At 66.2% G+C, this 26985-nt stretch carries 33 protein-coding genes and 1 pseudogene; 27 read left to right on the top strand and 7 right to left on the bottom strand.

The window, feature by feature from the left end; all coding sequences use genetic code 11:
• From mshA to regX, 5 genes are all read left to right on the top strand, one after another.
• On the top strand, window positions 1-1296 hold the full coding sequence (mshA, locus tag G6N13_RS11195; protein ID WP_163701999.1) for a D-inositol-3-phosphate glycosyltransferase: 1296 nt from the start codon (window positions 1-3) through the stop codon (window positions 1294-1296).
• Window positions 1293-1847, top strand: coding sequence for a type III secretion system chaperone family protein (locus tag G6N13_RS11200; RefSeq protein ID WP_407663893.1), 555 nt, complete (start codon window positions 1293-1295; stop codon window positions 1845-1847). The genes mshA and G6N13_RS11200 overlap by 4 nt, the downstream gene beginning before the upstream one ends.
• 84 nt (window positions 1848-1931) lie before the next feature.
• On the top strand, window positions 1932-2678 hold the full coding sequence (locus G6N13_RS11205) for a phosphoglyceromutase (RefSeq protein ID WP_163697047.1): 747 nt from the start codon (window positions 1932-1934) through the stop codon (window positions 2676-2678).
• 129 nt (window positions 2679-2807) lie between these two features.
• Entirely contained in the window at window positions 2808-4010 is a 1203-nt protein-coding gene (locus tag G6N13_RS11210) for a sensor histidine kinase (protein ID WP_163697049.1), read from the top strand.
• Complete coding sequence (gene regX, locus G6N13_RS11215) at window positions 4007-4696, top strand: two-component sensory transduction protein RegX (protein WP_163697051.1); 690 nt, start codon at window positions 4007-4009, stop codon at window positions 4694-4696. The genes G6N13_RS11210 and regX overlap by 4 nt, the downstream gene beginning before the upstream one ends.
• A 96-nt stretch (window positions 4697-4792) precedes the next feature.
• Here the strand turns inward: regX and G6N13_RS11220 are convergent, their stop codons facing one another.
• Window positions 4793-4963 carry a hypothetical protein gene (locus G6N13_RS11220; RefSeq protein ID WP_163697053.1) on the bottom strand — a complete coding sequence of 57 codons (171 nt, stop codon included), beginning with the start codon at window positions 4961-4963 and terminating at the stop codon, window positions 4793-4795.
• Window positions 4964-5162: 199 nt separating this feature from the next.
• The gene (locus tag G6N13_RS25060) at window positions 5163-6140 is read right to left on the bottom strand and encodes a very short patch repair endonuclease (protein ID WP_235677999.1); all 978 of its coding nucleotides are present in this window, start codon (window positions 6138-6140) and stop codon (window positions 5163-5165) included.
• An 85-nt stretch (window positions 6141-6225) separates the two neighbouring features.
• Between G6N13_RS25060 and G6N13_RS11235 the strand changes: the two genes are divergently transcribed.
• From G6N13_RS11235 to G6N13_RS11250, 4 genes are all read left to right on the top strand, one after another.
• Entirely contained in the window at window positions 6226-7401 is a 1176-nt protein-coding gene (locus G6N13_RS11235) for a DNA cytosine methyltransferase (RefSeq protein WP_197746829.1), read from the top strand.
• Window positions 7391-8224 carry a GIY-YIG nuclease family protein gene (locus G6N13_RS11240; RefSeq protein WP_163697055.1) on the top strand — a complete coding sequence of 278 codons (834 nt, stop codon included), beginning with the start codon at window positions 7391-7393 and terminating at the stop codon, window positions 8222-8224. Before G6N13_RS11235 ends, G6N13_RS11240 begins: the two co-directional genes overlap by 11 nt.
• Window positions 8225-8240: 16 nt before the next feature.
• Complete coding sequence (locus G6N13_RS11245; protein ID WP_163697057.1) at window positions 8241-8519, top strand: hypothetical protein; 279 nt, start codon at window positions 8241-8243, stop codon at window positions 8517-8519.
• A gap of 95 nt (window positions 8520-8614) precedes the next feature.
• Window positions 8615-8887, top strand: a complete 273-nt coding sequence (locus G6N13_RS11250; RefSeq protein ID WP_163697060.1) for a hypothetical protein — start codon at window positions 8615-8617, stop codon at window positions 8885-8887.
• Here G6N13_RS11250 and G6N13_RS11255 read toward each other — a convergent pair.
• Complete coding sequence (locus G6N13_RS11255) at window positions 8871-9029, bottom strand: hypothetical protein (protein ID WP_163697062.1); 159 nt, start codon at window positions 9027-9029, stop codon at window positions 8871-8873. The genes G6N13_RS11250 and G6N13_RS11255 overlap by 17 nt on opposite strands.
• Window positions 9030-9297: 268 nt before the next feature.
• Window positions 9298-10074, bottom strand: a complete 777-nt coding sequence (locus tag G6N13_RS11260) for a DUF3109 family protein (protein ID WP_163697064.1) — start codon at window positions 10072-10074, stop codon at window positions 9298-9300.
• A 95-nt stretch (window positions 10075-10169) separates the two neighbouring features.
• On the opposite strand from G6N13_RS11260, the gene G6N13_RS11265 reads away from it, so the two are divergent.
• From G6N13_RS11265 to G6N13_RS11305, 9 genes are all read left to right on the top strand, one after another.
• Entirely contained in the window at window positions 10170-11186 is a 1017-nt protein-coding gene (locus tag G6N13_RS11265; protein WP_163697066.1) for a Ppx/GppA family phosphatase, read from the top strand.
• Entirely contained in the window at window positions 11183-12160 is a 978-nt protein-coding gene (locus G6N13_RS11270) for an Rv0497 family membrane protein (RefSeq protein ID WP_163697068.1), read from the top strand. Before G6N13_RS11265 ends, G6N13_RS11270 begins: the two co-directional genes overlap by 4 nt.
• Before the next feature lie 7 nt (window positions 12161-12167).
• Window positions 12168-13013: a sugar phosphate isomerase/epimerase family protein gene (locus G6N13_RS11275; RefSeq protein ID WP_163697070.1), complete on the top strand. Its 846-nt coding sequence runs from the start codon at window positions 12168-12170 to the stop codon at window positions 13011-13013.
• 15 nt (window positions 13014-13028) lie between these two features.
• A complete protein-coding gene (locus G6N13_RS11280; RefSeq protein ID WP_163697072.1) occupies window positions 13029-13826 on the top strand; it encodes a thioesterase family protein in 798 nt (265 codons plus the stop codon).
• Between the two features lie 31 nt (window positions 13827-13857).
• Window positions 13858-14721, top strand: coding sequence for a pyrroline-5-carboxylate reductase (gene proC, locus G6N13_RS11285; RefSeq protein WP_163697074.1), 864 nt, complete (start codon window positions 13858-13860; stop codon window positions 14719-14721).
• 139 nt (window positions 14722-14860) lie between these two features.
• Window positions 14861-15124, top strand: coding sequence for a helix-turn-helix domain-containing protein (locus tag G6N13_RS11290; protein ID WP_036422530.1), 264 nt, complete (start codon window positions 14861-14863; stop codon window positions 15122-15124).
• 150 nt (window positions 15125-15274) lie between these two features.
• The gene (locus tag G6N13_RS11295) at window positions 15275-15376 is read left to right on the top strand and encodes a 30S ribosomal protein bS22 (RefSeq protein ID WP_003402602.1); all 102 of its coding nucleotides are present in this window, start codon (window positions 15275-15277) and stop codon (window positions 15374-15376) included.
• An 82-nt stretch (window positions 15377-15458) separates the two neighbouring features.
• Window positions 15459-16532 (top strand): SDR family oxidoreductase, encoded by a 1074-nt coding sequence (locus G6N13_RS11300; RefSeq protein ID WP_163697076.1) that lies wholly within the window; start codon window positions 15459-15461, stop codon window positions 16530-16532.
• 31 nt (window positions 16533-16563) lie between these two features.
• Window positions 16564-17628, top strand: a complete 1065-nt coding sequence (locus tag G6N13_RS11305; protein ID WP_163697078.1) for a lysophospholipid acyltransferase family protein — start codon at window positions 16564-16566, stop codon at window positions 17626-17628.
• Between the two features lie 11 nt (window positions 17629-17639).
• Here G6N13_RS11305 and G6N13_RS11310 read toward each other — a convergent pair whose 3' ends face one another.
• Window positions 17640-18152, bottom strand: a complete 513-nt coding sequence (locus G6N13_RS11310) for an FAS1-like dehydratase domain-containing protein (protein WP_163697080.1) — start codon at window positions 18150-18152, stop codon at window positions 17640-17642.
• A gap of 56 nt (window positions 18153-18208) precedes the next feature.
• The gene (locus G6N13_RS11315) at window positions 18209-19138 is read right to left on the bottom strand and encodes an HAD family hydrolase (protein ID WP_163697081.1); all 930 of its coding nucleotides are present in this window, start codon (window positions 19136-19138) and stop codon (window positions 18209-18211) included.
• Window positions 19139-19168: 30 nt separating this feature from the next.
• On the opposite strand from G6N13_RS11315, the gene G6N13_RS25065 reads away from it, so the two are divergent.
• The 9 genes from G6N13_RS25065 to G6N13_RS11360 all read left to right on the top strand — a co-directional run bounded on the left by G6N13_RS25065 (window position 19169) and on the right by G6N13_RS11360 (window position 26175).
• Window positions 19169-19429, top strand: coding sequence for a glutaredoxin family protein (locus G6N13_RS25065; RefSeq protein ID WP_235678000.1), 261 nt, complete (start codon window positions 19169-19171; stop codon window positions 19427-19429).
• 107 nt (window positions 19430-19536) lie between these two features.
• Window positions 19537-20904 carry a glutamyl-tRNA reductase gene (locus G6N13_RS11325; protein WP_163697085.1) on the top strand — a complete coding sequence of 456 codons (1368 nt, stop codon included), beginning with the start codon at window positions 19537-19539 and terminating at the stop codon, window positions 20902-20904.
• 5 nt (window positions 20905-20909) lie between these two features.
• Complete coding sequence (gene hemC, locus G6N13_RS11330; protein WP_163697086.1) at window positions 20910-21893, top strand: hydroxymethylbilane synthase; 984 nt, start codon at window positions 20910-20912, stop codon at window positions 21891-21893.
• Between the two features lie 4 nt (window positions 21894-21897).
• Window positions 21898-23559 carry a bifunctional uroporphyrinogen-III C-methyltransferase/uroporphyrinogen-III synthase gene (locus tag G6N13_RS11335; protein ID WP_235678001.1) on the top strand — a complete coding sequence of 554 codons (1662 nt, stop codon included), beginning with the start codon at window positions 21898-21900 and terminating at the stop codon, window positions 23557-23559.
• An 8-nt stretch (window positions 23560-23567) separates the two neighbouring features.
• Window positions 23568-24551 carry a porphobilinogen synthase gene (gene hemB / locus G6N13_RS11340; protein WP_163697089.1) on the top strand — a complete coding sequence of 328 codons (984 nt, stop codon included), beginning with the start codon at window positions 23568-23570 and terminating at the stop codon, window positions 24549-24551.
• The gene (locus tag G6N13_RS11345) at window positions 24548-24973 is read left to right on the top strand and encodes a hypothetical protein (protein WP_163697090.1); all 426 of its coding nucleotides are present in this window, start codon (window positions 24548-24550) and stop codon (window positions 24971-24973) included. Before hemB ends, G6N13_RS11345 begins: the two co-directional genes overlap by 4 nt.
• Window positions 24974-24993: 20 nt before the next feature.
• On the top strand, window positions 24994-25389 hold the full coding sequence (locus G6N13_RS11350) for a hypothetical protein (protein ID WP_163697092.1): 396 nt from the start codon (window positions 24994-24996) through the stop codon (window positions 25387-25389).
• Entirely contained in the window at window positions 25382-25888 is a 507-nt protein-coding gene (locus tag G6N13_RS11355) for a transport-regulating membrane protein Mce1N (protein WP_163697095.1), read from the top strand. The genes G6N13_RS11350 and G6N13_RS11355 overlap by 8 nt, the downstream gene beginning before the upstream one ends.
• Entirely contained in the window at window positions 25885-26175 is a 291-nt protein-coding gene (locus G6N13_RS11360) for a hypothetical protein (RefSeq protein ID WP_163697097.1), read from the top strand. The genes G6N13_RS11355 and G6N13_RS11360 overlap by 4 nt, the downstream gene beginning before the upstream one ends.
• On the opposite strand, the pseudogene G6N13_RS11365 reads toward G6N13_RS11360, so the two are convergent.
• Window positions 26132-26887, bottom strand: a pseudogene (locus G6N13_RS11365) (amidohydrolase family protein); the annotation flags it as partial. The gene G6N13_RS11360 and the pseudogene G6N13_RS11365 sit on opposite strands and share 44 nt — an antisense overlap.
• Window positions 26888-26985 lie beyond the last annotated feature (98 nt).

The raw sequence follows: 26985 nt of genomic DNA on the forward strand, positions 1-26985 counted from the left end.
ATGCCGCGTCGGGTGGCCGTGTTGTCGGTGCATACCTCGCCGCTGGCCCAGCCTGGTACCGGCGATGCCGGCGGGATGAACGTGTACGTGCTCCAGACCGCGCTGCAGATGGCACGGCGCGGGGTCGAGGTCGAGATCTTCACCCGGGCGACGTCATCGTCCGATCAGCCACTGGTCCGGGTCGCCCCCGGGGTGCTGGTGCGCAACGTGGTTGCTGGGCCCTTCGAAGGCCTCGACAAATACGATCTGCCGACTCAGCTGTGTGCGTTCACCGCAGGCGTGCTGCGCGCCGAGGCTAATCACGAGCCCGGCTACTACGACATTGTGCACTCGCATTACTGGCTGTCCGGCCAGGTCGGCTGGCTGGCCCGCGACCGTTGGACTGTGCCGCTGGTGCATACCGCGCACACGCTGGCCGCGGTGAAGAACGCCGCGCTGGCCGACGGCGACGCACCGGAACCGCCGCTGCGCGCGGTGGGTGAACAGCAAGTGGTCGATGAGGCCGACCGGCTGGTGGTCAATACCGAAGATGAAGCCCGCCAATTGATGTCATTGCACAATGCAGATCCGCGGCGGATCGACGTGGTGTATCCGGGTGCCGACCTGGAGACGTTCACCCCCGGTGACCGCCGGGCCGCGCGCGCGGCGCTCGGCTTGCGGGCCGATGAGCCGGTGGTCGCGTTCGTCGGGCGTATCCAGCCGCTGAAAGCGCCTGATGTGCTGTTGCGCGCGGCGGCACAACTGCCCGGCGTGCGGGTCTTGATCGCCGGCGGTCCGTCCGGCAGCGGGCTGGCGGTGCCCGACGTCTTGGTTGGTCTTGCCATCGAATTGGGTATCGCAGACCGGGTGACATTCCTTCCTCCGCAGTCGCGCGAGCAATTGGTGAACGTCTACCGGGCCGCCGATCTGGTTGCGGTGCCGAGCTATTCGGAATCCTTCGGACTGGTTGCCGTCGAGGCGCAGGCCTGCGGCACACCGGTGGTGGCCGCGGCGGTGGGTGGGCTGCCCGTCGCGGTTGCTGATGGTGTCAGCGGGGCCCTGGTAGCCAGCCATGACCCCGACCAGTGGGCCGACGCGCTCGCCGGGATGTTGCGGCGCGATCCCGCCGAGCTCAGTTCCGCCGCGGTGGCGCACGCACAGCGCTTCTCCTGGGCGAACACCGTCGACGGACTGCTGGCCAGCTACGGCCGGGCGATCACCGACTATGCCGGTGCCCGGCGTCGTCGTGCCGCCGGTGACGTACTGGCGCGGCGCAACGGCAGGCGCTGGTCGATGCGCCGCGGAGTGCGCGCGTGAGTGCGGAGCGAGAAGCCGAAGGCGGATCGCGTATCAGTGGAGCGAACGTCCAGCAGCTCATCGAGGACGTGCTGACCGAGCACGGCCTGACCTACAGCCATCACCAGGGCGCCCACGGTGGGCTGCCGGGGCTCATCGTGGAACTTCCGGGGGAGCGCAAGCTCAAGACCAACACCCTGCTGAGCATCGGTGCGCATTCGGTGCGTGTCGAGGCGTTCGTCTGCCGCCAGCCCGACGAGAACCATCAGGGTGTCTACCGGTTCCTGCTCAAGCGCAACCGACGCCTCTACGGTGTGGCCTACACGTTGGACAACACCGGCGATATCTATCTGATCGGTCGGATGGCGCTGGAGTCGGTGAGCGCCGAGGAGCTGGACCGGGTCCTCGGGCAGGTGCTCGAGGCCGTCGACACCGACTTCAACACCCTGCTCGAGCTGGGCTTCAAATCGTCCATTCAGAAGGAGTGGGCGTGGCGGGTATCGCGCGGTGAATCGCTGAAGAACCTGGCAGCGTTCGAACACCTGATTACCGAAGACGACGATGCAGAGTGAGGGACGAACGATGAGGAGGAGTCGAGAGTCTCAGCACCGAAGACGACCGCGACGACTGGTTCTGGCCGTGAGAAGATTTCAGGCATGGCTGACTCCACACTGATTCTGCTGCGGCACGGTGAGAGCGAATGGAATGCGTCGAACCAGTTCACCGGCTGGATGGACGTCGACCTCACCGATAAAGGCCGTACCGAGGCGGTGCGCGGCGGCAAGCTGCTGGCCGAAGAGGGTCTGCTGCCCGACGTGCTCTACACCTCGCTGCTGCGCCGCGCGATCACCACAGCGCACCTGGCGCTGGACGCCGCCGACCGGCTGTGGATTCCGGTGCACCGCGATTGGCGGCTCAACGAGCGGCACTATGGCGCGTTGCAGGGCCTGAACAAGGCCGAGACGAAAGAAAAGTACGGCGAGGAGCAGTTCATGTTGTGGCGGCGCAGCTACGACACACCGCCGCCGCCGATCGAACCGGGCAGCGCCTACAGCCAGGACACCGATCCGCGCTACGCCGATATCGGCGGCGGTCCGCTCACCGAGTGTCTGGCCGACGTTGTCGCCCGCTTCATCCCGTACTTCACCGAGACCATCGTTGCGGACCTGAAGGCCGGTAAGACGGTGCTGATCGCCGCGCACGGCAACTCACTGCGCGCACTGGTGAAACACCTGGACGGCATGTCAGATGACCAGGTCGTGGGCCTGAACATCCCGACCGGTATCCCACTGCGCTACGACCTGGACGCCGACCTGAAGCCGCTGGTGCCGGGCGGCACCTACCTGGATCCGGAGGCCGCCGCCGCCGGCGCGGCCGCGGTGGCCAGCCAGGGCGCCAAGTAGGGGCGAGCCCCCCGGTTCGGCAAACGTCGGGTGAACGAGGGCGGAATACATGCGTCCCAACTGTGTGACGTCGCTCGATTTAGCCGCACGCTGCTGGGATGACGTTCACCCAATGCGTACGCTTTGTGTGTGAGTGTTGTGTCGGTGGCACTGGTGGCCACTGTCGCGGCGCTGGTCGCGCTCGGTCTCGGTTTAGCAATCGGGGCCGCACTCACCCCACGCATCATGGAGCGCAGGCAGCGCCGTGCGATCACCGAAGCGGGGATCACGGTCTCGCAGATGTTGCAGCATGTGGTGTCACTGGCCCCGATCGGCATAGTGGTCGTCGACTCACAACGCGATGTGGTGTTCATCAACGACCGGGCCACGCAACTGGGCCTCGTGCGTGACCGCCAGCTCGACGAACGTGCCTGGAACGCCGCCCAGCAGGTGCTGGCCACCGGTGAGGGTGTCGAGGTGGACCTGTCGCAGCAGCCGCAGCGGGCCACGCCCGGCCGCTCGGGACTATCGGTGCGCGGGCATGTTCAGCTGCTGAGCAAGCAGGATCCGCGGTTCGCCGTGGTCTACGTCGAGGACCAGTCCGAACAGGCCCGGATGGAGGCCAGTCGTCGCGATTTCGTGGCCAATGTCAGCCACGAGCTCAAGACACCGGTCGCCGCGATGGGCGTGTTGGCCGAGGCACTGCTGGAGTCGGCCGAAGATCCCGATACCGTTCACCACTTCAGCCGCAAGATCCTCACCGAATCCCAGCGGCTGGCCAATATGGTCCGCGAGCTGATCGAGCTATCCCGCCTGCAGGGCGCCGAGCCACTGCCCGTCCTGGACGGCATCGATGTGGATTCTGTTGTTAGCGAAGCTATTTCACGTCACAAGGTGGCGGCCGACAATGCCGACATCAAAGTGACCACCGACGCGCCGAGCGGGTTCCGGGTGTTGGGCGACCAGTCGTTGTTGGTCACTGCGCTCGCGAACCTGATCTCCAATGCGATCGCATACTCACCGGATGGATCGAAGGTCTCGATCAGCCGCCGTCAGCGCGGCGACAATATCGAGATCTCGGTCACCGATCGGGGAATCGGTATCGCCCGCACCGATCAGGAGCGGGTGTTCGAGCGATTCTTCCGGGTCGACAAAGCGCGCTCCCGTGCCACTGGCGGCACCGGTCTGGGGTTGGCCATCGTCAAGCATGTGGCGGCCAATCACAACGGCAGTATCCGGCTGTGGAGCCAGCCGGGAACCGGCTCGACGTTCACCCTGTCCATTCCCGCCTATCCCAACAATGACGAACAGGCCGACCAATCGGCCATTGACCAGGAGGCACTACGCCAATGACCAATGTGTTGATCGTGGAGGACGAAGAATCGCTGGCCGACCCGCTGGCGTTCCTGCTGCGCAAGGAGGGCTTCGAGGCCACCGTGGTCGGTGACGGCCCGTCTGCCCTGGCGGAATTCGACCGCTCGGGGGCCGATATCGTGCTACTCGACCTCATGTTGCCGGGGATGACCGGCACCGATGTCTGTAAGCAGCTGCGCGCCCGCTCGAGTGTGCCGGTGATCATGGTGACCGCGCGTGACAGCGAGATCGACAAGGTGGTCGGCCTGGAGCTCGGCGCCGACGATTACGTCACCAAGCCGTACTCGGCGCGCGAGCTGATCGCCCGCATCCGTGCTGTCCTGCGTCGCGGCAGCGACACCGAGGACTCCGGCGTCGGCGATGCCATCCTGGAGGCCGGTCCGGTGCGCATGGACGTGGAGCGTCACGTCGTCTCCGTCAATGGTGAGCCGATTACCTTGCCGCTCAAGGAGTTCGATCTGCTCGAGTACCTGATGCGCAACAGCGGACGAGTGCTCACCCGCGGCCAGCTCATCGACCGGGTGTGGGGCGCGGACTACGTGGGGGATACCAAGACCCTCGACGTGCACGTCAAGCGCCTGCGGTCGAAGATCGAGGCCGACCCGGCCAACCCGGTGCACCTGGTCACGGTTCGCGGACTGGGCTACAAGCTGGAGGGCCAGTAGGACTTTGTTATGTGGGGAAGTAGTGGTGGCATAGTGGGCAGGTGCCGATCCAGATGGCCAGTGCGCGTTGGATTTGGCGCAGGATGGCGTAGAGAGTCAGTCCTGCCCGTTGGCTTTTGGGGCGGTCAGCCGCAGGGTGGACAGCCAGTAGTCGGTGGGTTCGGCTGCGGTGGTGGGCCATTGGGCGATCAGCCAGCACTCGGGAAGCACCCCGTCGTCGTCATCGAACACCGCCGAATCAGGCAAGAAATTGTGCGGCACGTGCACCGGAAGTGCCTTTCTGAACTTGGTTTGATCAGTGCGTAAGGAACATCAATCTTCCCAGTTCAAGGGGCACTGCTTGGCTTAGCCATTGATCGGATCGACGTACCGATACTGGTCGGGGATATCCGTTGGGCGTTGGGGGAGCCCTTCGCAGGAGTCTTCGGTGTATACCCGATCACCGTGCCACAGAATGACTTCGGGATCATTCCCCGGATGGGGGAACGCAGCAGACACGCGGTTCTCGCAGAGGTCCAAAAGGTAGTAGTACCTCACTGCTTCCTTGAGAGAAGGCCAGGGTGCAGGGTCGATGATTGATTCTCGGGTATCGCGGACCAGTCCCCATGTGATGGCGACGGCGGGGCCTGGTAGACCAGGTACCGCGTCGGACCATCGGTCCAGGCGTGTGAAACCACAAAGGTTCCAGACGCTCGCCGGTGTCCTCGCAGTCAGGTATCGGGCCGAAAAGCTGTGAACAGTGCGCCCGGTCAACTTCCACCTTGTAGATGAGTTCCCTGTCCTTACTGCTTATCGGCCGACTGTGCGCTATCAGGTCGGTGAAGGCGTTGGGGTTGGTTATCCCGTGCTTGTGAAAGATCTTGTCCCACCCGAAACCTCTCTTCCCGTCGTAGTAGCCGCGGCGGAGAACTACGTGGTTGCCGTCAAGGTCGGTGGCTTCGGCGATGACGTCGTTGACCGGGTACGAGGGGTCCGGTGGCGGTGCGAGCGGAACGTCCAACGCCTGGACCGTTTCTGGTGACTCACTGAACCCGCGCCCGTTCAATTCCGTTGTAGCAGAGACGATCTTGGCGGCGATATCCTTATCGGCGGTACTCAATGCGGCGGTCCAGCCTGCGGCTCGTAGCGCCTCGTCGGTGGCGGCGTCGCGCGCTTGGTTGCGCGCCATCTTGGCGCTCCAGTAGTCGGCATTCGCGCGTGGTTGGCAGTGGTGCTCGGGGCAGCCACGCCAATAGCACCCGTCGATCAGCACACCCACGCGCTGGCGTGTGAACACCAGGTCGGCGGTGCGGCGCAGTGTCGGCACCGGGCGAGCGTTGACGCGGTAGCGCAACCCCATCGCGTGGACCAGGCGGCGCACTGCCAACTCCGGGCCGGCGTCCCGTGAGCGGTTGGCGAGCATCGAAGCCCGTGTGGCGGCGGTGGTGGCCCACGATTGCGTCACACAGCCGCGCGCTACCTAGCGCAACCTGGTGCAACCCGGCGCAGCCTCACGCAACCTGTGGGTGCCTGGCGTTACTGTGACGCGCGTGGGAGATGTGACGCCGATCCGCCGTGCCAGCGCCAAGCCCAAGGCCATGGAGTTCTTCGCCGGTATCGGCCTAGCCCGCATGGGCCTGGAGCGCGCCGGTTTCCAGGTGACGTGGGCCAACGACTACGAGCCGGACAAGAAGGCGATGTACACCGCGCACTTCGGTGAGAGCGACGGCCACACGTTCGCGCTGAGCGACATCGGCAAGGTAGACGTGTCCGAGTTACCCACCGACGCGGCGCTGGCGTGGGCGTCCTCGCCGTGCACCGACCTGTCGCTGGCCGGTGCCCGCGCTGGCTTCGCGGGCGCGGAGTCAGGCGTGTTCTGGGAGTTCGTCAAGCTCTTGGATCAGCTGGGCGACAACCGCCCGCCAGTCATTGTGCTGGAGAACGTGACTGGGCTGGCGACATCCCACGGCGGTGACGACTTGACCGCAGCTATCAAGGCATTCAACGAGCTTGGCTACTCCGTCGACGTGGTGGCGCTCGACACCCGCAGGTTCCTGCCGCAGTCGCGCCCGCGCATGTTCGTCATCGGCGCGAAGAACCCGCCCGTCGACACCGCCGAGCCACACTGCGAGTTGCGGCCCGATTACCTCCAGTGGGTGTTCGGCGATCCGAGCTTGCGCACCCACCGCGCCCACTTGCCCGCCCCACCAGCCCCGCGCATCAAGGGCCTGTCCGCGCTCATTGAGGACATGCTGGTGGCCGACGAGCGGTGGTGGGACGCCGAGCGCACGGCTGCGTTCGAGGCTTCTCTCTCGCCCATGCAGCGCGCGCGGGTAGCAGAACTCAAGCGCGGCAAGGGGGTCAAGCACCGCACGGCCTACCGGCGCACGCGCGCTGGTGTGGCGGTGTGGGAGGTGCGGCCCGACGACATCTCCGGTTGCCTGCGCACTGCGCGCGGCGGCTCGTCCAAGCAAGCGGTGGTGCGGCTGGGCAACAAGCGCCTCCAGGTGCGGTGGATGACGCCGCTGGAGTACGCGCGGCTGATGGGTGCGGGCAACTACAACCTCGACGGTGCGCGGAACAACCAGGCGCTGTTCGGGTTTGGCGACGCGGTGGCGGTGCCGGTCGTCGGCTGGCTGGCTAAGCACTACCTAATGCCGCTGCTGCGCGGAGAGTTGGTCGCCGCTCCGTCGGTTGACCCACAGGCGTCGGTGCATGTCCAGTAAGAGCACCGCCTCGCCCAACCCAAAGCCCAAGAAGCCGAGAAAGATTGATCTGCCAGCGCCAGATGTGCGAGGGTTCCGCTCGCGGCTTAAGGCGTTTCTGGAGGAGACGGATGACCAAGGCCGCACGTGGTCGAACGCTAAATGGGGCGTGTACGCCTTCTATGACTACGACGGTGAGCCAATCTATGTCGGGCAGACCAACGAGAAGCTGCGCACTCGTATCCGCCGACACCTGACCAATCAGCGCAGCGACGCGGTGGCGATGCGCATTCTCGACGTGTTCGAGGTGGCCGACGCCGAGATGTGGCCGCTGTGGGATATGGAGGGCGTAAGCGCCAAGAACAAAGACGCCAAGAAGCGCCTCGACGCCTTTGAGTACACCGCCTATCTCAACGCAATTGAAGAGTCTCGATTCACGGCCATCCTCAACGAGAAGATTCCGCCGGTGTCGGAATCGGTCGAGATGCCGCCCTCGTTGCGCTGGTCTCTGATTGATGACGAGGTGCGCGAGGAACGAAAACACCCCGACATTCGCATCGCCCGTCGGGCGGAGACGATCTCGCGCCTGGCTGCGGTGGCACGCGAGCGCGGTGAGGTTTCCGAAGGGCTTCGGCGCGTGCTCGTGATCCAGGCCGTGCGCCTGGCCTTCATTGCCGCCGAGCGTTTGGCATACGCGGAGGGCCGACCACCGCCTGATCCGACGGCGATCGCCATCGAGCGACTGGTTGGCTCGGTGCTCTGCGAGTTCACCGACCCTTACGGCGAAGGCAGCCTCAATGAGGATGACGACGCGCTGGACGAGGCCGACGGCGACGACGGCTGAGCGATGGGGCGACTGAATGGCTGAGCCGCGCAAGAAGTCAGGCCTCCCACCCGGCGACCCGCGCCACGGCACGTCCAATGGGTACGGCAACCACTTCTGCCGCTGCGACCTCTGTAGAGAAGCCAACCGAATCAGCCATGCCGCCTACATGAAGCGCATCCGCGATGAGGGTCGTCTGGTCGGCAAGCACGGCACCGACCTTGCTTACGATTCCGGCTGCCGCTGCGATGAGTGCAGTGAGGCCCACAACGCGAAGTCGCGTGAGTACAAGAGGCGGCGGCGTCAAGCAGGCTAACCCCTGGTCGTCGTCTTCATCGGTGTTGCGTTGCGGCAGAGGACATTTTCCCGCCTGACATGACGGTGACGCGGTGGCCTGGCAGCAGGGCTCCCATGACCGCACTCACCGACACCATCACCGGCCCGGCCTCGATGCCGCCGTCGGGGTGCAAGGCCCGCAAGGCGTCGCTGCTCTCGCGCGGCGCGCACACCGAAGACCAGCGTGTCCACGATGGTGGCACCTGGTCGCTACACACCGAGGTGGCCGCCGTCTGTGGTCCTGCGCGCCTGCCCGGTCCCCTTGCCCTGCGCCGCAAATGCTCGGCCGCCGCCACCCGGCGCCAGTGCGGGCGGCCCAGCAGCAATCCGATCAGTCGGCGAGGATGACGCTGGTGTATTCGCCGGCAAAGACGGCCACGGTCGCGACAGTTAATGCAAAGCAAATAGTCGCGGCGTCACCGAGGACCATCCGCTTGGAGTGCCGCTCGTGTCGGGCCTCGCGCTGCGAGGCCCGCGTCTCGGGCCCCAACGAGGGGATGCTGTTCTCGTTAAATAACGCCGAGGTTGAGTTTGGGCGAAGTCCTGTTACTCAGCCTGTTATCAACTGAGATGTGGTTATCAAACTGTTCGGGCAGCACAGCGACGATTCGCCCTCGGTCTCAGAGAACGACTATTCGCTGCTCTGTGACTCCGCTCGTGCCTCACGGCATCCGCCGATGCACATGACGTTGGTCACGAGTTTCATGCATGGTGATGCAGATGTGGCAAATAGTGAACGGTGACGAGGGAGCGCGTGGTCAGTGCGCGGCCCGGGTTGCCGGGTGGATGGCCAGGAGCGGGAAACCGCCCCGCCGTTTGCACATCGCCGCAAGTTCCGCGTACGCCTTCTCACCGATCAGCTCGGTCAGCTCGGGGGCGTAGGACTGCCACACCTGCTTCTTCCCGACGTGCGCCGCCGGGTCGCCGGTGCAATACCAGTGCAGGTCCAAGCCGCCCTCGCCCCAGCCACGGCGGTCGTACTCGGTGATCATGGTCTTGAGGATCTCGCTGCCGTCCGGCCGGGTGATCCGCTCCTGAACCCGCCGGATGGGCAGCTGCCAGCACACCTCGGGCTTCATCGTCAGCGGTTCGACCCCGAGCTTGAGCGCCTTGGTGTGCAGGGCGCAGCCGACACCGGTCGGGAAGCCGGGCCGGTTGAGGAAGATGCAGGCACCTTTGTACTTGCGGGTGCGTAGGGCGGGCTCATCGTCGTACTCGTCCTTTTCGAGGTAGCCCCTGCGGCCCAAGCCCTTGTCCCGGAACTGCCAATCGGCGTCGGTCAACTGTTTGACGGCGTCATCGAGGTTGGCGCGGTCGTCGTCATCGGACAGGAACGCCCCGTGTGAGCAGCAACCGTCGTCGGGGCGGCCCTCGACCGTGCCCTTGCAGGCGGGGGTGCCGAAGACGCACGTCCAATTGGACAGCAGCCAGGTGAGGTCCGCGGCGATGAGATGTTCTGGATCATCCGGGTCGTAAAATTCCACCCACTCACGGGGGAAGTCCAGATCAACTTCGCCGGGGCGCCCACTTGTCACATCGCCCAACGGTAGTCCACGAAAGCCCCACCTTCTTGTTGGCTTTTGCCCATGTCGCGCATGGGGTGCATCGTCGCCACGCTAGTTTTGTTCACGTGCGATTAGGCGTGCTCGACGTGGGCAGCAATACGGTTCATCTGCTGGTGGTCGATGCCCACCGTGGCGGGCACCCGACTCCGATGAGTTCGACGAAGGCTGCGCTGCGCCTTGCGGAGGCGATCGACGACTCCGGAAAGCTCACCCGCCGCGGCGCTGACAAGTTGGTCGACACCGTCGATGAGTTCGCCAAGATCGCCGCGAGCTCTGGCTGCGCGGATTTGATGGCCTTCGCCACCTCCGCGGTCCGCGACGCCAAGAATTCCGAGGACGTCCTGGCGCGGGTGCTGGCCGAAACCGGGGTGAACCTGCAGGTCCTCTCGGGCGCCAACGAGTCCCGGCTGACCTTTTTGGCGGTGCGGCGCTGGTACGGGTGGAGTGCCGGACGGATCATCAACCTCGATATCGGCGGTGGCTCGCTGGAGCTGTCCAACGGTGTAGATGAGGCACCTGAGGTGGCGTTGTCGCTGCCGCTGGGTGCCGGCCGGCTCACCCGTGAGTGGCTGCCGGATGACCCGCCGGGCCGGCGTCGGGTGGCCATGCTCCGAGATTGGCTGGACAACGAGTTGGCCGAGGCCAGCGCGTTCGTCCTGGAGGCCGGCGTTCCCGATCTGGCGGTGGCGACGTCGAAAACGTTCCGCTCCCTGGCCCGCCTCACCGGTGCGGCGCCCTCGGGTGCCGGGCCCAGGGTCAAGCGGACGCTGACCGCAAACGGCTTGAGGCAGCTCATATCTTTCATCTCTAGGATGACGGCGACAGATCGTGCCGAGTTGGAGGGAGTCAGTGCCGAGCGGGCGCCACAGATCGTGGCCGGCGCTCTGGTGGCGGAGGCAAGCATGCGAGCACTCTCCTTAGAATCCGTCGACATCTGCCCGTGGGCGCTGCGCGAGGGCATCATCCTGCGCCGGCTCGACAGCGAAGCTGACGGAACTGCCCTGGTGGAAACGTCGGTGGGGGATGCTGGAAATAAGGGTTTTGATCGGTCGACTGCGGCCCGATCGAGAGGCACACGATGACTGCACCAGATGACAGCGAGAACAGCCGGCCCATTTCGGTCGCCGAGCTGCTCGCCAAGAACGGAACGATCGGCTCGCCGCCGGTCGGGGGGCGGCGTCGTCGGCGGCGCGGTAACAGCGACGCGGTGACGGTCGCCGAACTGACCGGTGAGATCCCGATCATTCGGACCGGTGCGCTTCCTATCGCGCGCGATGTCGACGTCACCGACGAGCCGATCGACGAGGCGCCGGTCGATGACGCGGCTGCCGGGGCTGCCGTCGACCAGGAGACCGCCACCAACGGATCGCCCCCCGCGGTCGAGCAGTCCGAAGAGAAGCCGGCGCGCCCGTTCGACGCACCACCGCAGCGCGCGGACAGTCCACTGCCACGTCGTGAACGCGGCCCCGAGCGCGGCTACGACCCGCGCCCCCTGCGGAGCCCGGCGGCGGACGCAGCAACCGATGACGCCTCCGATGCCGAACAGATGGCCTTCGACCCGCTCGACGAAGCAGCCCCTGCGCTGGATCTGGCACCTGACGAACAGGTCGCCGAGGCTGCCGAGCTGCGGTCGTATCTGCGATCCTCCGGTGGCACGCTGTTCAGCGGCCAAACGGTGGCTGACGATCTGGCCCGCCGTGGTGTCGTACTCGATGAGCACGACGGCGGCGCGGTGGCGGAGGCAACCAACACACATACCGACGCCGCGGCGGATTTCCCCAGCGAGGGCAAGCTCACTGCGGTGTGGCGCGCCCTGTTGGTGGTCGGCCAATCGATTCTGGCGGTCGCGTTTGGCGCCGGGTTGTTCATCGCGTTCGACCAACTGTGGAGGTGGAACAACATCGTCGCGCTGGTGCTGTCGGTACTGGTCATCCTTGGCTTGGTGATCGCCGTCCGCATCGTCCGGAAAACCGAGGACATCGCCAGCACACTGATCGCGGTCGCGGTGGGCGCGCTGGTCACGCTCGGGCCGCTGGCGCTTCTGCAGTCGACCTGATTGATCAGTGCGCCCCGCAATCAAGGTCGGTCTGTCGACGGCCTCGGTCTATCCGCTGAGGACCGAGGCCGCTTTCGAGTACGCGGCCGAATTGGGTTATGACGGTGTCGAACTCATGGTGTGGGCCGAGACGGTCAGCCAGGACATCGGGGCGATCGCGAAGCTGTCGCGCCGCTACAACATGCCGGTGTTGTCGGTGCATGCGCCGTGTCTGCTGATCTCCCAACGGGTCTGGGGGGCCAACCCCATCCCGAAGCTGACCCGCAGTGTGCAAGCCGCGGAGCGGCTCGGCGCGCAGACCGTGGTGGTGCACCCGCCATTCCGGTGGCAGCGCCGCTATGCCGACGGGTTCAGCGAACAGGTCGCCGAGCTGGAAAGCCACACCGATGTGCTGGTCGCGGTGGAGAACATGTTCCCATTCCGGACCGATCGATTCTTCGGCTCCGGGGATCCGTCGATCGAGCGGATGCGCAAGCGCGGTGGCCGTCCCGGAGCTGGGATATCGGCGTTCGCGCCGTCCTATGACCCGCTCGATGGCGATCACGCCCACTACACGCTGGACCTGTCGCACACCGCCACGGCCGGCACCGACGCCCTGGACATGGCCGAGCGGATGGGGTCCGGATTGGTGCACCTGCATCTGTGCGACGGCAACGGTGCCTCCACCGATGAGCACCTGGTGCCCGGTCGGGGAACACAACCCACCGTCGAGGTGTGCCAGATGCTGGCGGCCAGTGATTTCACCGGGCATGTGATCCTCGAGGTCACCACCTCGGGTGCGCGCACCAAGGCCGAGCGAGAGGCGCTTCTGGTCGATTCGCTTCAGTTCGCGCGCACGCATTTGTTGCGTTGAGCGAGAGAGGCATTGATGTACCCCCGGTTCGACGATGTGATGGCGTTACAGCCGACTGATGGCGGCTTCGAAGCAAACCTCAACGAGCACTGGACAATTGGGCCCAAGATCCACGGCGGTGTGATGTTGGCGCTGTGCGCCAAGGCTGCTCGTGAGGCGTACGCTCACGCGGCCTTTGAACCCGTCGCGGTATCGGCCGATTTCCTGTCCGCGCCCGACCCCGGACCCGTGCGGTTGACCACGACCGTGCAGAAGCGCGGTCGTCGTATCGGGCTGGTCGACGTGGAGCTGTCCCAGGGGGGACGCACCTGCGTGCGCACTGTCGTCACGCTCGGTGACCCCGAGCACCACGTCGAGCCGTTGTTATCGGCTAATCCGGTGACCGCGCTGATGAGCGTCGAGCCGCCCGCGCATATCGAGCCGATCGGCCCGGGGCATCCGGCGGCGGCGATCAACAACCTCGCACGCGGCTGCGATATCCGTCCGGAGTTGGCCGAGACCGTCAATGCGGCGGGCGCTCCGGTGTTCACGATCTGGGTTCGACCCAAGGAGGGGCCGGTCGATGTGTTGTTCGCGCTGATGTGCGGCGACATCTCGGTGCCGGTCTGCTACGCGGTGAACCGTCGGGGCTGGGCACCCACGGTGCAGATCACCGCCTACCTCCGGGGCCTGCCCGACGACGGCTGGCTGCGGGTGGCGTGTACGACCACCCAGATCGGCCAGGACTGGTTCGACGAGGACCACACCGTGGTCGACAGTGCGGGACGCATCATCGTGCAGACCCGTCAACTGGCCTTGGTGCCCGCCCACTAATGATTGCTCTGGCCCGCTAGGGTCTTGCGACATGGCCAGAATCGCGATCATCGGCGGCGGCAGTATGGGCGAGGCGATCCTTGCCGGACTCCTTCGAGCGGGCCGGCAGGTCAAGGACCTCGTGGTGTCGGAGCGGATGCCGGAGCGTGCCCGCTACCTGGGCGAGACGTACTCGGTTCGGATGGCGACCGTCGCCGAGGCGGTGGAAACCGCCGCGTTCGTGATCGTCGCTGTGAAACCGGCCGACGTCGAGTCGGTTGTCAGCGAGATCGCCGACGCGGCTGCGCAGGCCGAGAGCGACACCGTCGAACAGGTCTTCGTCACCGTCGTCGCGGGTGTGACGATCGGCTTCTACGAGGCCCGGCTGCCCGCTGGCTCACCGGTGGTCCGGGTGATGCCCAACGCCCCGGCATTGGTCGGTGCCGGCGTCAGCGCGCTTGCTGCGGGCCGGTTTGCCACTCCTGAGCAGCTCGCCGGCGTCGCCGCGGTGTTCAAGTGCGTGGGCGACGTGCTGACCGTGCCGGAAAGCCAGCTCGATGCGGTTACGGCGGTCTCCGGTTCGGGGCCCGCGTATTTCTTTCTTTTCGTCGAAGCCGTGGTCGACGCGGCGGTCGCCAACGGCCTGAGTCGGGCCGTCGCGACCGATCTCGCGGTGCAGACGATGGCCGGATCGGCGGCCATGCTCCTGGAACGCCTCGACAGCCAGCGTGCGGCTGGCGAAGACAGCGGCCTCGATACTTCTGCGGCGCGGCTTCGGGCGATGGTTACCTCCCCGGGCGGGACCACTGCCGCTGGCCTGCGGGAACTCGAACGGGGTGGGGTGCGGGCGGCCGTCGCCGCTGCCGTCGACGCCGCGAAAACACGCTCTGAGCAGCTAGGAATTACAGCAGAGTAGTTCAGGGAATTTCTGATGGATCTACCCACACCCGTCGCAGTAACCCCATCCGCCACGCTATTCTCCTCGTGTATGCACGGCTCGGGTGCCAGCGGTGGGGAAGCCGCTGGAACTGCTGTGCCTGACGGATTGGGTTGCGATGACGTCTATGAACGGGCCATCGGCGCGGGATTCGGCTGGAAAATCGGCGCGGGATGCCGGCGGCGCCGACAGCCCGCCGGCCGCCAGAGCGCAGTTTCTGACCGTCGCCGAAGTGGCTGCCCTGATGCGGGTCAGCAAGATGACGGTGTACCGCCTGGTACACAACGGCGAGCTGCCTGCGGTGCGGGTGGGTCGTTCATTCCGGGTGCATGCCAAGGCCGTCCACGACTTGCTGGAGACGTCGTACTTCGACGCAGGCTAGTCACTCTGCACAAGCGCTGATCGGCAACTCGTCAGTCGCTGTTCGCGTAGAGGCCGTTTTCCGTTCCGCATGCCTGCTTAGGTAAGGTGTCCGGGACACAGACAAGCCTGCTCTGGTGCAGGCAATGCAAAGGTTTAGGTAGCGGATTTCATGGGTTCAGTCATCAAGAAGCGGCGCAAGCGCATGTCGAAGAAGAAGCACCGCAAGCTGCTGCGTCGTACCCGGGTCCAGCGCAGAAAACTCGGCAAGTAGTTCCGCTGCCGGGACTGGACTCTTCCCAGCCCGGCAGATCTGGAGCCAGGCCGGGCTTAAGTTCGGCCGATAGGCTGTCCTGATGGATTCCGGCGGTATCGACACCGAGGCCCCGCACTACCCGAAGGTTGTGCTGGTCACGGGGGCGTGCCGGTTTCTCGGCGGGTATCTGACCGCGCGGTTGGTGCAGAACCCGTTGATCAACAAGGTCATCGCGGTCGACGCCGTCGCGCCGAGCAAGGACATGCTGCGCCGGATGGGCCGGGCTGAGTTCGTGCGCGCCGATATTCGAAACCCGTTTATCGCCAAGGTGATTCGAAACGGCGAAGTCGACACCGTCGTGCATGCCTCGGCGGCTTCCTACTCCCCGCGCTCGGGTGGTCGCGCGACGTTGAAAGAGATCAACGTCATGGGCGCCATGCAGTTGTTCGCGGCCTGTCAGAAGGCGCCGTCGGTGCGCCGGGTGATCCTGAAGTCGACGTCTGAGGTTTACGGCTCGCACGCCCACGACCCGGTGGCCTACACCGAGGACAGCAGTAGCCAGCGCCCGCCGGGCGAAGGCTTCGCGCGCGACAGCATCGATATCGAGGGCTACGTGCGTGGGCTGGGCCGGCGTCGGCCCGATATCGCCGTCACGATCCTGCGGCTGGCCAACATGATCGGCCCGGCGATGGATACCGCGCTGTCGCGTTATCTGGCGGGTCCGCTGGTGACCACGGTGCTCGGCCACGACGCGCGGTTGCAGCTGCTGCACGAGCAGGACGCGCTGGGCGCGCTGGAGCGCGCCACGATGGCGGGTAAATCGGGCACCTTCAACATCGGAGCCGACGGTGTGATCATGATGTCGCAGGCAATCCGCCGTTCCGGCCGGGTTGCGGTTCCGTTGCCGAATTCCGGCGTTTGGGCACTGTATTCGTTGCGACGGACGGGCCGGCCTTCCGACCTCAACCGTGACCAGATGGATTGGCTAAGTTACGGCCGCGTCATGGACACCGCGAGGATGCGCTCCGAGTTGGGGTTTGCGCCGAAATGGACGACGATAGAGGCCTTCGACGATTACGTGCGTGGCCGAGGTCTGACCCCGATCATCGACCCGAACTGGGTACGCTCTTTGGAGAGACGCGCGGTCGCCGTTGCGCAGCGATGGGGCGGCTGATGAGCCGATGGTTGGGGAGAAGGTAGCCGACGTGGCGGGTGAATCCAAGGCGAAAGTGATTCCGCTGCACTCAAATTCGACGCGTGTCGCGGCCGCTCGGAGGGCTGCGCAGCGAGCCGAGGCGGCGCGCCGGCATCCCTCGCTGCTGGCGGATCCGGGCACCCGTGCGTCGGCGGCGGATATCGCCGCTGTGGTCCGGGAAATCGATGCCCGGCGCGGTACGAGCACAATTGGGGCTTCCGCAGAGGCCCCGAATGAACTGGCACAACGCATTTCGGCGATTGCCGATTTCGTATCCAAGCGGCTGTCCGGCGATTACACGGTCGACGAATTCGGTTTCGATCCGCAGTTCAACAACGCGCTCGTCATGCCTTTGCTGCGCTTCTTTTTCCAGAATTGGTTCCGGGTCGAGGTCAGCGGCATCGAAAACCTCCCGAAGAATGGTGCCGGGCTGCTCGTCGCCAATCACGCCGGGACGTTGCCGTTCGACGGGTTGATGTTGTCGGTCGCGGTGCACGACCATCACCCGAACAACCGGGACTTGCGGTTACTGGCAGCCGACATGGTGTTCGACATGCCGATGATGGGCCCGATCGCCCGCAAGGCCGGCCACACGATGGCCTCCACCGTCGATGCCCACCGGCTGTTGGTCGGCGGCGAATTGACGGCCGTTTTTCCGGAGGGCTACAAGGGGTTGGGCAAACCCTTCAAGGATCGCTACAAGCTGCAGCGATTCGGTCGCGGCGGTTTCGTCTCGGCGGCGCTGCGCACCAAGGCGCCGATCATCCCGTGCTCGATCGTCGGATCCGAGGAGATCTACCCGATGATCGCCGATGTGAAGTTGCTCGCCCGGGTGCTGGGGTTGCCCTACTTCCCGATCACGCCGCTGTTCCCGCTGGCCGGCCCGATCGGGCTGGTGCCGCTTCCGTCCAAGTGGCACATCGCCTTTGGTGAGCCGATCGAGACTGCTGACTACGACGACACCGCGGCCGACGATCCGATGGTCACCTTCGATCTCACCGACCAGGTCCGCGAGACCATCCAGCAGACGCTCTACCAGTTGCTGACCAAACGTCGCAATACGTTCTTGGGCTGAGCGGCCCGGACTCAGCGCGGGGTTTGCTTGCCCAGCGCCGCCGCGGCGATCGCCGCGACCTGAGCATTGGTCTGTTCGTCGCTCTCGGCTTCGCCGATCATTGTCACGATTGTGGTCATCACCGGTTTGCCGTCTTCGTCGGTGACCTCACTGCGCAATTCGGTGATGACGGTGCCGAATGATTCGACCACCGAGTCCAGCCAGGAATCGAAGAACAATTTGTCGCCGGCCACGATTGCCCGATGGAAACGGATCTTCTGGTCGCGGTGAATGACCCGGGCGATATTGATGCCCACATCGAAGTTCCGGAAGATGTCGAGCTGCACCTGACGTCCCGCGATCGCGATGAATGTCAGGGGGGCGACCACGTCGGTGTAACCGGCGGCCCTGGCTGCTTCCTCGTCGAAGTGCAGCTCATTGTCGGACTGGATCGCGTTGGCATACTCCCGGATCTTCTCCCGGCCGACCAGGTAATAGTCCGGGTAACGGTAGTGCGTTCCGATGATGTCGCTGGCGATTGACACTCGGCGAGCCTATCAGCGGGTATTGCGCCGATGCGGGGCGCTTCGTGCGCCCGGCGTCAGCGTCGACGCGATACGGCCGCCGCGAGCGCCCCGCCGATCGCCCCGAGTGCCAGTGCCGAGGGGACGCCGATGCGCGCCGCCTTGCGTGCGGTCCGGAAATCGCGGATCTCCCAGCCGCGCTCGCGCGCGAGCTCACGCAGGTTGGCATCCGGGTTGATGGCCACCGCCGTTCCCACCAGGGACAGCATCGGCACATCGTTATAACTGTCGGAATAGGCCGTACAGCGCTTGAGGTTGAGCCCCTCGCGGATGGCCAGCTGTCGCACCGCATGCGCCTTGCCGACCCCGTGCAGGATGTCGCCGACCAGGCGGCCGGTGAACACCCCGTTCTCGGATTCCGCCACGGTGCCCAGCGCACCGGTCAAGCCCAGCCGGCGGGCGATCGTGGCGGCCAGCTCGAAGGGCGTGGCGGTGACCAACCACACCTGCTGACCGGCATCTAGATGCATCTGCGCCAGCGCCCGGGTGCCGGGCCAGATCTTGTCGGCGATGATCTCGTCGTAGATCTCCTCGCCGACCGCGATGAGCTCGGCGGTCGAACGGCCTTCGATGAAGGCGAGTGCCTTGCGCCTACCCTCGGCGACATCCTCGCTGTTCTCCCTGCCGGTCAGCTGAAACTTGGCCTGCGCGTAGATGAATTTCGCCATATCGGCATAGGTGAAGTACTTGCGGGCAGCCAGGCCGCGGCCGAAATGCACCAGCGAAGAGCCCTGCACCAGCGTGTTGTCCACATCGAAGAATGCTGCTGCGGTGAGGTCGGCGGGCGGCGGTTCCGCCGGCCCGGCGGCCTGAGCCTTCGGCTCGCGATGCGCTGCCATGCTGGCGTCGCGCGCTACGGCGCTGGCCTGCTCGGCAATCAACTCGTCGACGGCCCGCTCGGCGCTCGCGTCGCCCGCGAGTTCCTGCTCGTGGTCCCCGGACGCCATGGGATCACCCTAACTGCGACACTGGTTCGGGTGAGCCGCGCACACGTCGAGCTGTTGACCCGGGCCGGGTGCACCATCTGCGAACAGGTCCACGACCGGCTTACTGGGCTGTCCGCCGAGCTCGATTTCGAGCTGTCGGTCACCGATGTGGACGACGCGGCCGCGGCCGGCAACAGTGCGCTTCGAGCAGAATTCGGCGACCGCCTGCCCGTCGTCCTGCTCGACGGCAGCGAGCACAGCTACTGGGATGTCGACGTTCCGCGGCTACGCGCCGATCTCTCGCAGCGGTGAACAACCGCTGGAATTTGGCCAGCTGCCTGCGCACCGTTTACCGTGGAAGTAAGTTTCACTAACGGAACATTCCGTGACAGCAAGGGAGCGGGCCAGGTGATCGTGCCGTGAGCGTGCTGCTGTTCGGGGTGTCGCACCGTAGCGCTCCCGTCACTGTGCTCGAGCAGTTGTCTTTCGCCGATTCCGATCAGGTCAAAATCGTCGATGAGTTGTCGCAGTCGCCGCTGGTGACTGAGGCGATGGTGCTGTCCACCTGCAACCGTGTCGAGGTCTACGCGGTGGTCGACGCGTTCCACGGCGGCTTGTCGGCGATCGGGCAGGTGCTGGCCGAGCACTCCGGAATGTCGATGAGCGATCTGACCAAGTACGCCTACGTCCGCTACAGCGAGGCCGCTGTCGAGCATCTGTTCTCCGTCACCAGCGGCTTGGACAGCGCGGTCATCGGTGAACAGCAGGTCCTTGGGCAGGTCCGGCGTGCCTATGCCAACGCCGAGACCAACAAGACCGTCGGCCGGACCCTGCACGACCTGGCCCAGCGCGCGCTGTCGGTGGGTAAGCGGGTGCACTCCGAGACCGCGATCGACGCCGCCGGTGCCAGCGTGGTGTCGGTCGCTTTGGACATCGCCGGCTCGCGGCTGGACGGCTTGGCCGGCTGCACCGCGACCGTTGTCGGCGCCGGCTCGATGGGCGGGCTGTCGGTCGCGCACCTGCTGCGGGCTGGGATCACCCATATCGATGTGGTCAACCGCTCGCTGCCTCGCGCGGAGCGGCTCGCGGAGAGCATCCGCCAGCAGGGTGCCACCGCGCAGGCACTGACGTTGGAGCATCTGCCGACTGCGCTGGCCGTCGCCGATGTCGTGGTCAGCTGTACCGGCGCGGTCCGTCCGGTGGTGTCGCTGGCCGATGTGCACCACGCGCTGGCCAGTACCCGCCGCGATGAGACCGCCCCGCCGCTGGTGCTCTGCGACCTCGGGATGCCCCGCGATGTCGATCCTGCCGTGGCCGGATTGCCCGGCGTTTCGGTCATCGATATGGACCGGGTGCAGCGTGAGCCGTCGGCCCGGGCTGCGGCCGCTGATGCCGAAGCCGCCCGCCGAATCGTCGCCGCCGAGGTTGCCAGCTACCTGGCCGGCCAGCGGATGTCGGAGGTCACCCCCACGGTCACCGCCCTTCGCCAGCGTGCCGCCGATGTCGTCGAGGCCGAGCTGTTGCGGTTGGACAACCGGCTTCCAGGCCTGGACGACTCCCAGCGCGATGAGGTGGCGCGCACCGTCCGCCGCGTGGTCGACAAGCTGCTGCACGCCCCGACCGTTCGGGTCAAGCAGCTGGCCAGTGCGCCCGGCGGGGATACCTACGCCGAGGCGTTGCGCGAACTTTTCGAACTCGATCCGCAGGCCGTCGACGCCGTGGCCGCAGGTGAATTGCCCCTGCTGGCAACGGAATTCGATCAAGGCCGAGCCGACGGTACCGGGTAGCACGGTTGGCCGGCAGTAAGGACGCAGTAATCCGGATCGGCACCCGGGGCAGCTTGCTGGCGACTACGCAGGCCGGGACCATTAGAGACCAACTCATCGAGGGCGGGCATCCCGCCGAGCTGGTCATCATTAGCACCGAGGGTGACCGATCGGATAAGCCCGTCGCCGAGATCGGGGTGGGTGTGTTCACCGCCGCCCTGCGCGAGGCCATCGCCGACTGCCGCGTCGATATGGCCGTGCACTCGTACAAGGATTTGCCGACGGCTCCCGACGACCGGTTCGTGATCGCCGCGATCCCCCGCCGGCAGGACGCCCGCGATGCGTTGGTGGCCCGTGACGGCATGGTCTTGGGGGAGTTGCCGGCGGGCTCGGTGATTGGCACCAGCTCGGTCCGACGGGCCGCGCAGCTTAAAGCACTGGGTCTCGGTTTGGAAATTCGCCCCCTACGAGGCAACCTAGATACCAGGTTGAACAGGGTAAGCAGCGGTGATCTCGACGCCATCGTGGTGGCCCGGGCGGGTCTGGCCCGTATCGGTCGCCTCGGCGACGTCACCGAGACACTGGAGCCGGTGCAGATGTTGCCAGCGCCGGCTCAAGGTGCGCTCGCGGTCGAGTGCCGCGCCGGCGACACCGAGCTCGTGGCGCTGTTGGGAGAGATGGACGATCCCGACACCCGCGCCGCGGTCACCGCCGAGCGAACCCTGCTGGCCGAACTGGAGGCGGGTTGTTCCGCGCCGGTGGGCGCGATCGCCGAGGTGGTCGAGTCCATCGATGACGACGGCCGCGTCTTCGACGAGCTATCACTGCGCGCATGCGTGGCGGCAGCTGACGGATCCGACGTGATTCGTGCGTCCGGTATCGGCACTCCCGGCCGGCCCGCAGAGCTAGGGCTCTCGGTGGCCGCGGAGTTGTTCGAACTCGGTGCGCGCGAGGTGATGTCGGTACAAGGCTCCGTGAATGTGAAAACAGACGGAGTGGAGCGGGAGTGAAGCGATGACTGGGCATGTGAGCGGTCGGGGACGTACGGCGAAGCCGGGACACATCACGTTCGTCGGCGCGGGTCCAGGCGACCCCAACCTGCTGACGACGCGCGCCCGCACCGTCTTGGCCAACGCCGCGTTGGTGTTTACCGACCCCGACGTGCCGCAGGCCGTGCTGGCCGTCGTCGGCGTCGACTTGCCGCCCGCCGCCGGCCCGGCCCCGGCACCAGAGGGCGCACTCGCTGACGGCCATGACGAGACCGCGCCGCCGGTCGTCTCCGTCGGTCCGGATATCCGCCCCGCGCTCGGCGACCCGGCCGAGGTGGCCAAGACCCTCGTCACCGAGGCCAAGGCCGGCTTCGACGTGGTCCGCCTGGTCGCCGGTGATCCGCTGTCGGTCGACTCGGTCATCACCGAGGTGAACGCGGTGGCCCGAGCACACGCCGAGTTCGAGATCGTTCCCGGGCTGCCGGCCACCAGCGCTGTACCGACCTACGCGGGCCTGCCGCTGGGCTCGGCGCACACCGTCGCCGATGTGCGCGGTGAGGTCGACTGGGCGGCGCTCGCCGCCGCCCCCGGCCCGCTGATCCTGACCGCGAGCGCCTCGCACCTGCCCGAGGCTGCCCGCACCCTGATCGAGTACGGCCTGTCCAACGGCACGCAGTGCGTGGTCACCTCCAATGGCACCACCTGTGCGCAGCGGTCGGTCGAGACCACCCTGCACGGACTCACCGACCGGGCCACCCTGGCCTGCAACAGCGATCCCGCGGGCCCGTTGACCGGCACGCTGGTGGCCACCATCGGCAAGACCGTGGCGCACCGGGCCAAGCTGAATTGGTGGGAGAGCCGGGCGCTGTACGGCTGGACCGTGCTCGTGCCGCGTACCAAGGACCAGGCCGGCGAGATGAGCGACAAGCTGGTCGGCCATGGCGCCCTGCCCATCGAAGTGCCGACGATCGCCGTCGAGCCGCCGCGCAGCCCGGCCCAGATGGAAAGGGCCGTCAAGGGTTTGGTCGACGGCCGCTACCAGTGGGTGGTGTTCACCTCCACCAACGCGGTGCGTGCGGTGTGGGAGAAGTTCGGCGAGTTCGGACTGGACGCCCGCGCCTTCTCCGGTGTGAAGATCGCCTGCGTGGGCGAGTCGACCGCTGACCGGGTTCGGGCCTTCGGGGTCAGCCCCGAGCTGGTGCCCTCCGGTGAGCAGTCCTCGCTGGGCTTGCTCGACGAATTCCCGGAGTACGACAGCATTTTCGATCCGGTGAACCGGGTGCTTCTGCCGCGCGCCGATATCGCCACCGAAACCCTGGCCGAGGGTCTGCGAGACCGCGGCTGGGAGATCGAGGATGTCACCGCCTACCGCACCGTTCGTGCGGCACCGCCACCGGCTGAGACCCGCGAGATGATCAAGACCGGCGGGTTCGACGCCGTGTGTTTCACCTCCAGCTCGACGGTGCGCAACCTGGTCGGTATCGCCGGTAAGCCGCACGCGCGCACGATCGTGGCGTGCATCGGGCCGAAGACGGCGGAGGCCGCCGCGGAGTTCGGCCTTCGGGTGGATGTCCAGCCGGAGACGGCCGCGGTCGGCCCACTGGTCGATGCACTGGCCGAGCACGCCGCCCGGCTGCGTGCCGAGGGTGCGTTGCCGCCGCCGCGCAAAAAGAGCCGACGCCGCTAGGGGCGCCCGTGTCCTCCTATCCACGACAGCGTCCGCGTCGGCTGCGCTCGACCCCGGCATTGCGCCGATTGGTAGCCGAGACATCTTTGGAGCCAAGGCATTTGGTGCTCCCGATGTTCGTCGCAGACGGTATCGACGAGCCGCGCCCGATAGTGTCCATGCCCGGTGTTCACCAGCACACCCGCGAATCGTTGCGCCGCGCCGCCCAGGTGGCTGTCGAGGCCGGTGTCGGCGGGCTGATGCTGTTCGGCGTGCCGCGCGACTCAGATAAGGACGCCGTGGGTTCCAGCGGTCTGGACCCCGACGGAATTCTCAACGTCGCCCTGCGGGACCTGGCCAAGGACCTCGGCGATGACACCGTGCTGATGGCCGATACCTGCCTCGATGAGTTCACCGATCACGGTCACTGCGGTGTGCTCGACGCCCGCGGCCGGGTGGATAACGACGCCACCACTGCGCAGTACGTCAGACTTGCTGTGGCACAAGCGGAATCGGGTGCGCGTGTGGTCGGTCCGAGCGGAATGATGGACGGCCAGGTGGCCGCCATCCGCGACGGGCTCGACGCGGCGGGGTTCACCGATGTGCTGATCCTGGCCTATGCGGCGAAGTTCGCGTCCGCCTTCTACGGGCCATTCCGCGATGCCGTCGCCTCGAGCCTGCAGGGTGATCGGCGCACCTATCAGCAGGACGGCGGCAACGCGCGAGAAGCGTTGCGCGAGATCGCACTCGACCTCGACGAGGGCTCTGACATCATCATGGTGAAACCCGCCATGGCCTACCTGGACATCGTGCGCGCGGCCGCCGACGTCTCACCGGTACCCGTCGCCGCTTATCAGGTATCGGGGGAGTACGCGATGATCAGCGCCGCCGCGGCGAACGGATGGATCGACGGCCAGGCGGCTGCATTGGAGTCGCTGACCAGCATCCGGCGCGCCGGTGCCGATATCGTCCTGACTTACTGGGCTGCCGACGTCGCGGGGTGGCTGGCGTGACCCACCAACCGCCGCCTGCCGAGGCGCCCGCACGCCCGGCCGATGTCGACACCGGGTTCTGGCTGTGGCTCGTTGCGCTGCCGTTGATGGTGACCGGTTATCTCGCCGACGCCTTCTTTTCCGCGAGTAAGCAGGCCTCGGTTCTGGTCGTCGCAGTGACAGTGCTGTTCGCCCTGGCGGTGGCCGCCTTGGTCTTGACGTTCCTGTTCTTGATGCGCTCCGGATACCGCTGGACCCGCACCGTGCTGACCGGTGGCGGGGTGGCCACCGTCATCTACACCGGGGCCAGCCTGTTCAGCGCCGACCGGGACACCGTGCAGGCGGTGATCTTCGCCGTCACCGGCATCGTCGGCTCGGTGCTGATCATGGGTGGCACCGTTCTGTTGCACCGGCAGGACGTGCACGGGTTCTTCACCAAGTGAACCGTTAGGCTGGCCCGACCATGACCGCAACCCAACCCAGGCCCCGCGTCGTCTCGATGGCGTTTTGGTGCTGGTTGTCGGCGGCGATCTTGCTGCTGTTGGGTGGACTGCTGACCCTGTTTTCGCACGGCCCGGTACCGGTTTTCTTCCGCGGCGCCGGCGTGCTGTGGATCGTCAGCGGGGCGCTGTTGAGCTATCTGGCCGGTCGGGCCCGCAGCGGCGACACGAGGTTCCGGCGGGCCGCCGTCGCGCTGTCGATCGCTCTGGCCGTGCTGCTGGCGTTGTTTTCGGTGATGACCAGGGGTCTGGTGTGGCTGGTCGTCCTGGTGCTGGTGACGGTCGCCGCGGTCTTGGTCATCCGGCCGTCGGCGCAGGAGTGGTACCAGCCAGAAGACTCGCCGGAGCCCGATGCTTGAGGATCAGTTACCGCAGCAGCCGGAACGGCTGTTCTTCGAAAACGGTGCCAGCTGGTACTGGTTGCTCTCGGGGCCTATCGCGGCGATCGCGATGCTGCTCATCCAGTTCAAGGGGGGAGTCGGCTTCCAGCCCTGGGTCCCGCTGATGTTCCTGGTCTTGGTGACGGGGTTCGTCGGCCTGCAGGTTAAGGCCGCGCGGATCCACACCAGTGTTGAGTTGACCCGCGACGGCTTGCGGGAGGGTGCCGAGGTGACCCCGTTGAGCCACATCGTGCGGGTGTTTCCCCCGGCGCAGCATTCCGTGAAATCCCGTGAGCTGCTGGAGAAGTGGCAGACGGCGCGGGCACTGGGCGAATTGTCCGGGGTGCCCCGCGGTCGCACCGGGATCGGTGTCGAGCTCACCGGGAAGCGCACCGCGCAGGCGTGGGCGCGCAACCACCGGGGCTTACGGGCCGCGCTCACCGAGCTGGTCGAGGGCGAGACGGCGAACGCGTCATGAGGCATATCGTCCAGCTGGTGCTGGCCGCGCTCGCCTTGGCCGGCGGGGTGGTCACCGGTCTGCAGATCCGCAGCGTGGTCTTCGTGGCACCGGTCGCCGACGGTCAGCCGTCGACGACATCGGTCGCCTTCGATCCGCCGCTGATGATGTTGACGTGGGCTTTGATCACCGCGGCCGGCGTGCTCGCGGTGCTGGGCGTCGCCGGTCTGGTGCGGGCCGGGCGGGTCCGCGACGCGGCGACCGTCAGAACACCCGTGTCTGACCCTCCAGCGCCGGAACCGATGTAGGTAGCTGGTAGGTCTTCACACCGCACTCCATCCACTCGAAGGCCCGCAGTAACTCGGTCTTGTCCTCGGCATAGTCCAGCGGCCCGGTGGTGAACTTGATGTGGTCTTTGACGTGCTCCGACGGTATGCGTTTGATGTCCAGCCACGGTTTGCGCGCCGCATAGATCGCGTCCATCCGCCACATCAGCGGCAGGATCCAGCTGAACGCGTGCTCGACGAACACGATGCGCAGGGTCTCGTACTTGCCGCGGCCCAGATGGCAGCTGACGGTGATGTCGTGTTTGGTGGCGGCCGCCCAGACCGGGTCGTATATCGGGTCGCCCCAGGACGGCCGGGGTTCGGCCTTGATCAGGATCTGTGACATGTGGGGATGCCCAGCCCATTTCTCGATCTCGCGGGCCGCCCCGCCGGGATCTTCGGTGGCCACCGAGATCTATCCGCGCCAGCGCTGGTGCCAATTGTCGTGGCTATCGAGCCAGTGTTCGTCGAGCCAGAGATTGGTCGCGATGGCCGAGGCCTGGGCCGCCTCGGCCAGCCGGGTGCCGGGTGCCAGCGGTTCGAGGATTGCGATATCGGCGCCGGCTTCCATGATCAGCTGGCGGAACGCCAGGTCAGGGTTGCTGCCGGCGAATTCGCCGTCGCCGGGAAAGGTGTCGGCGCGCATCGCGTAGGCGTGGGGGTAGTCGGGGGCGTCGTAGTAGATCTGCTCACCGCACGGCGACGTTTTCGGTCGGTGCCGACCGCGGCTCGGTGTGCGTCAGCGTCATTGCGATCATCTTTTCTTCGCCGTTGCTGGCATTGTCCCACCGA

Source organism: Mycolicibacterium sarraceniae (genome assembly GCF_010731875.1).
Classification (GTDB): Bacteria; Actinomycetota; Actinomycetes; order Mycobacteriales; family Mycobacteriaceae; genus Mycobacterium; species Mycobacterium sarraceniae.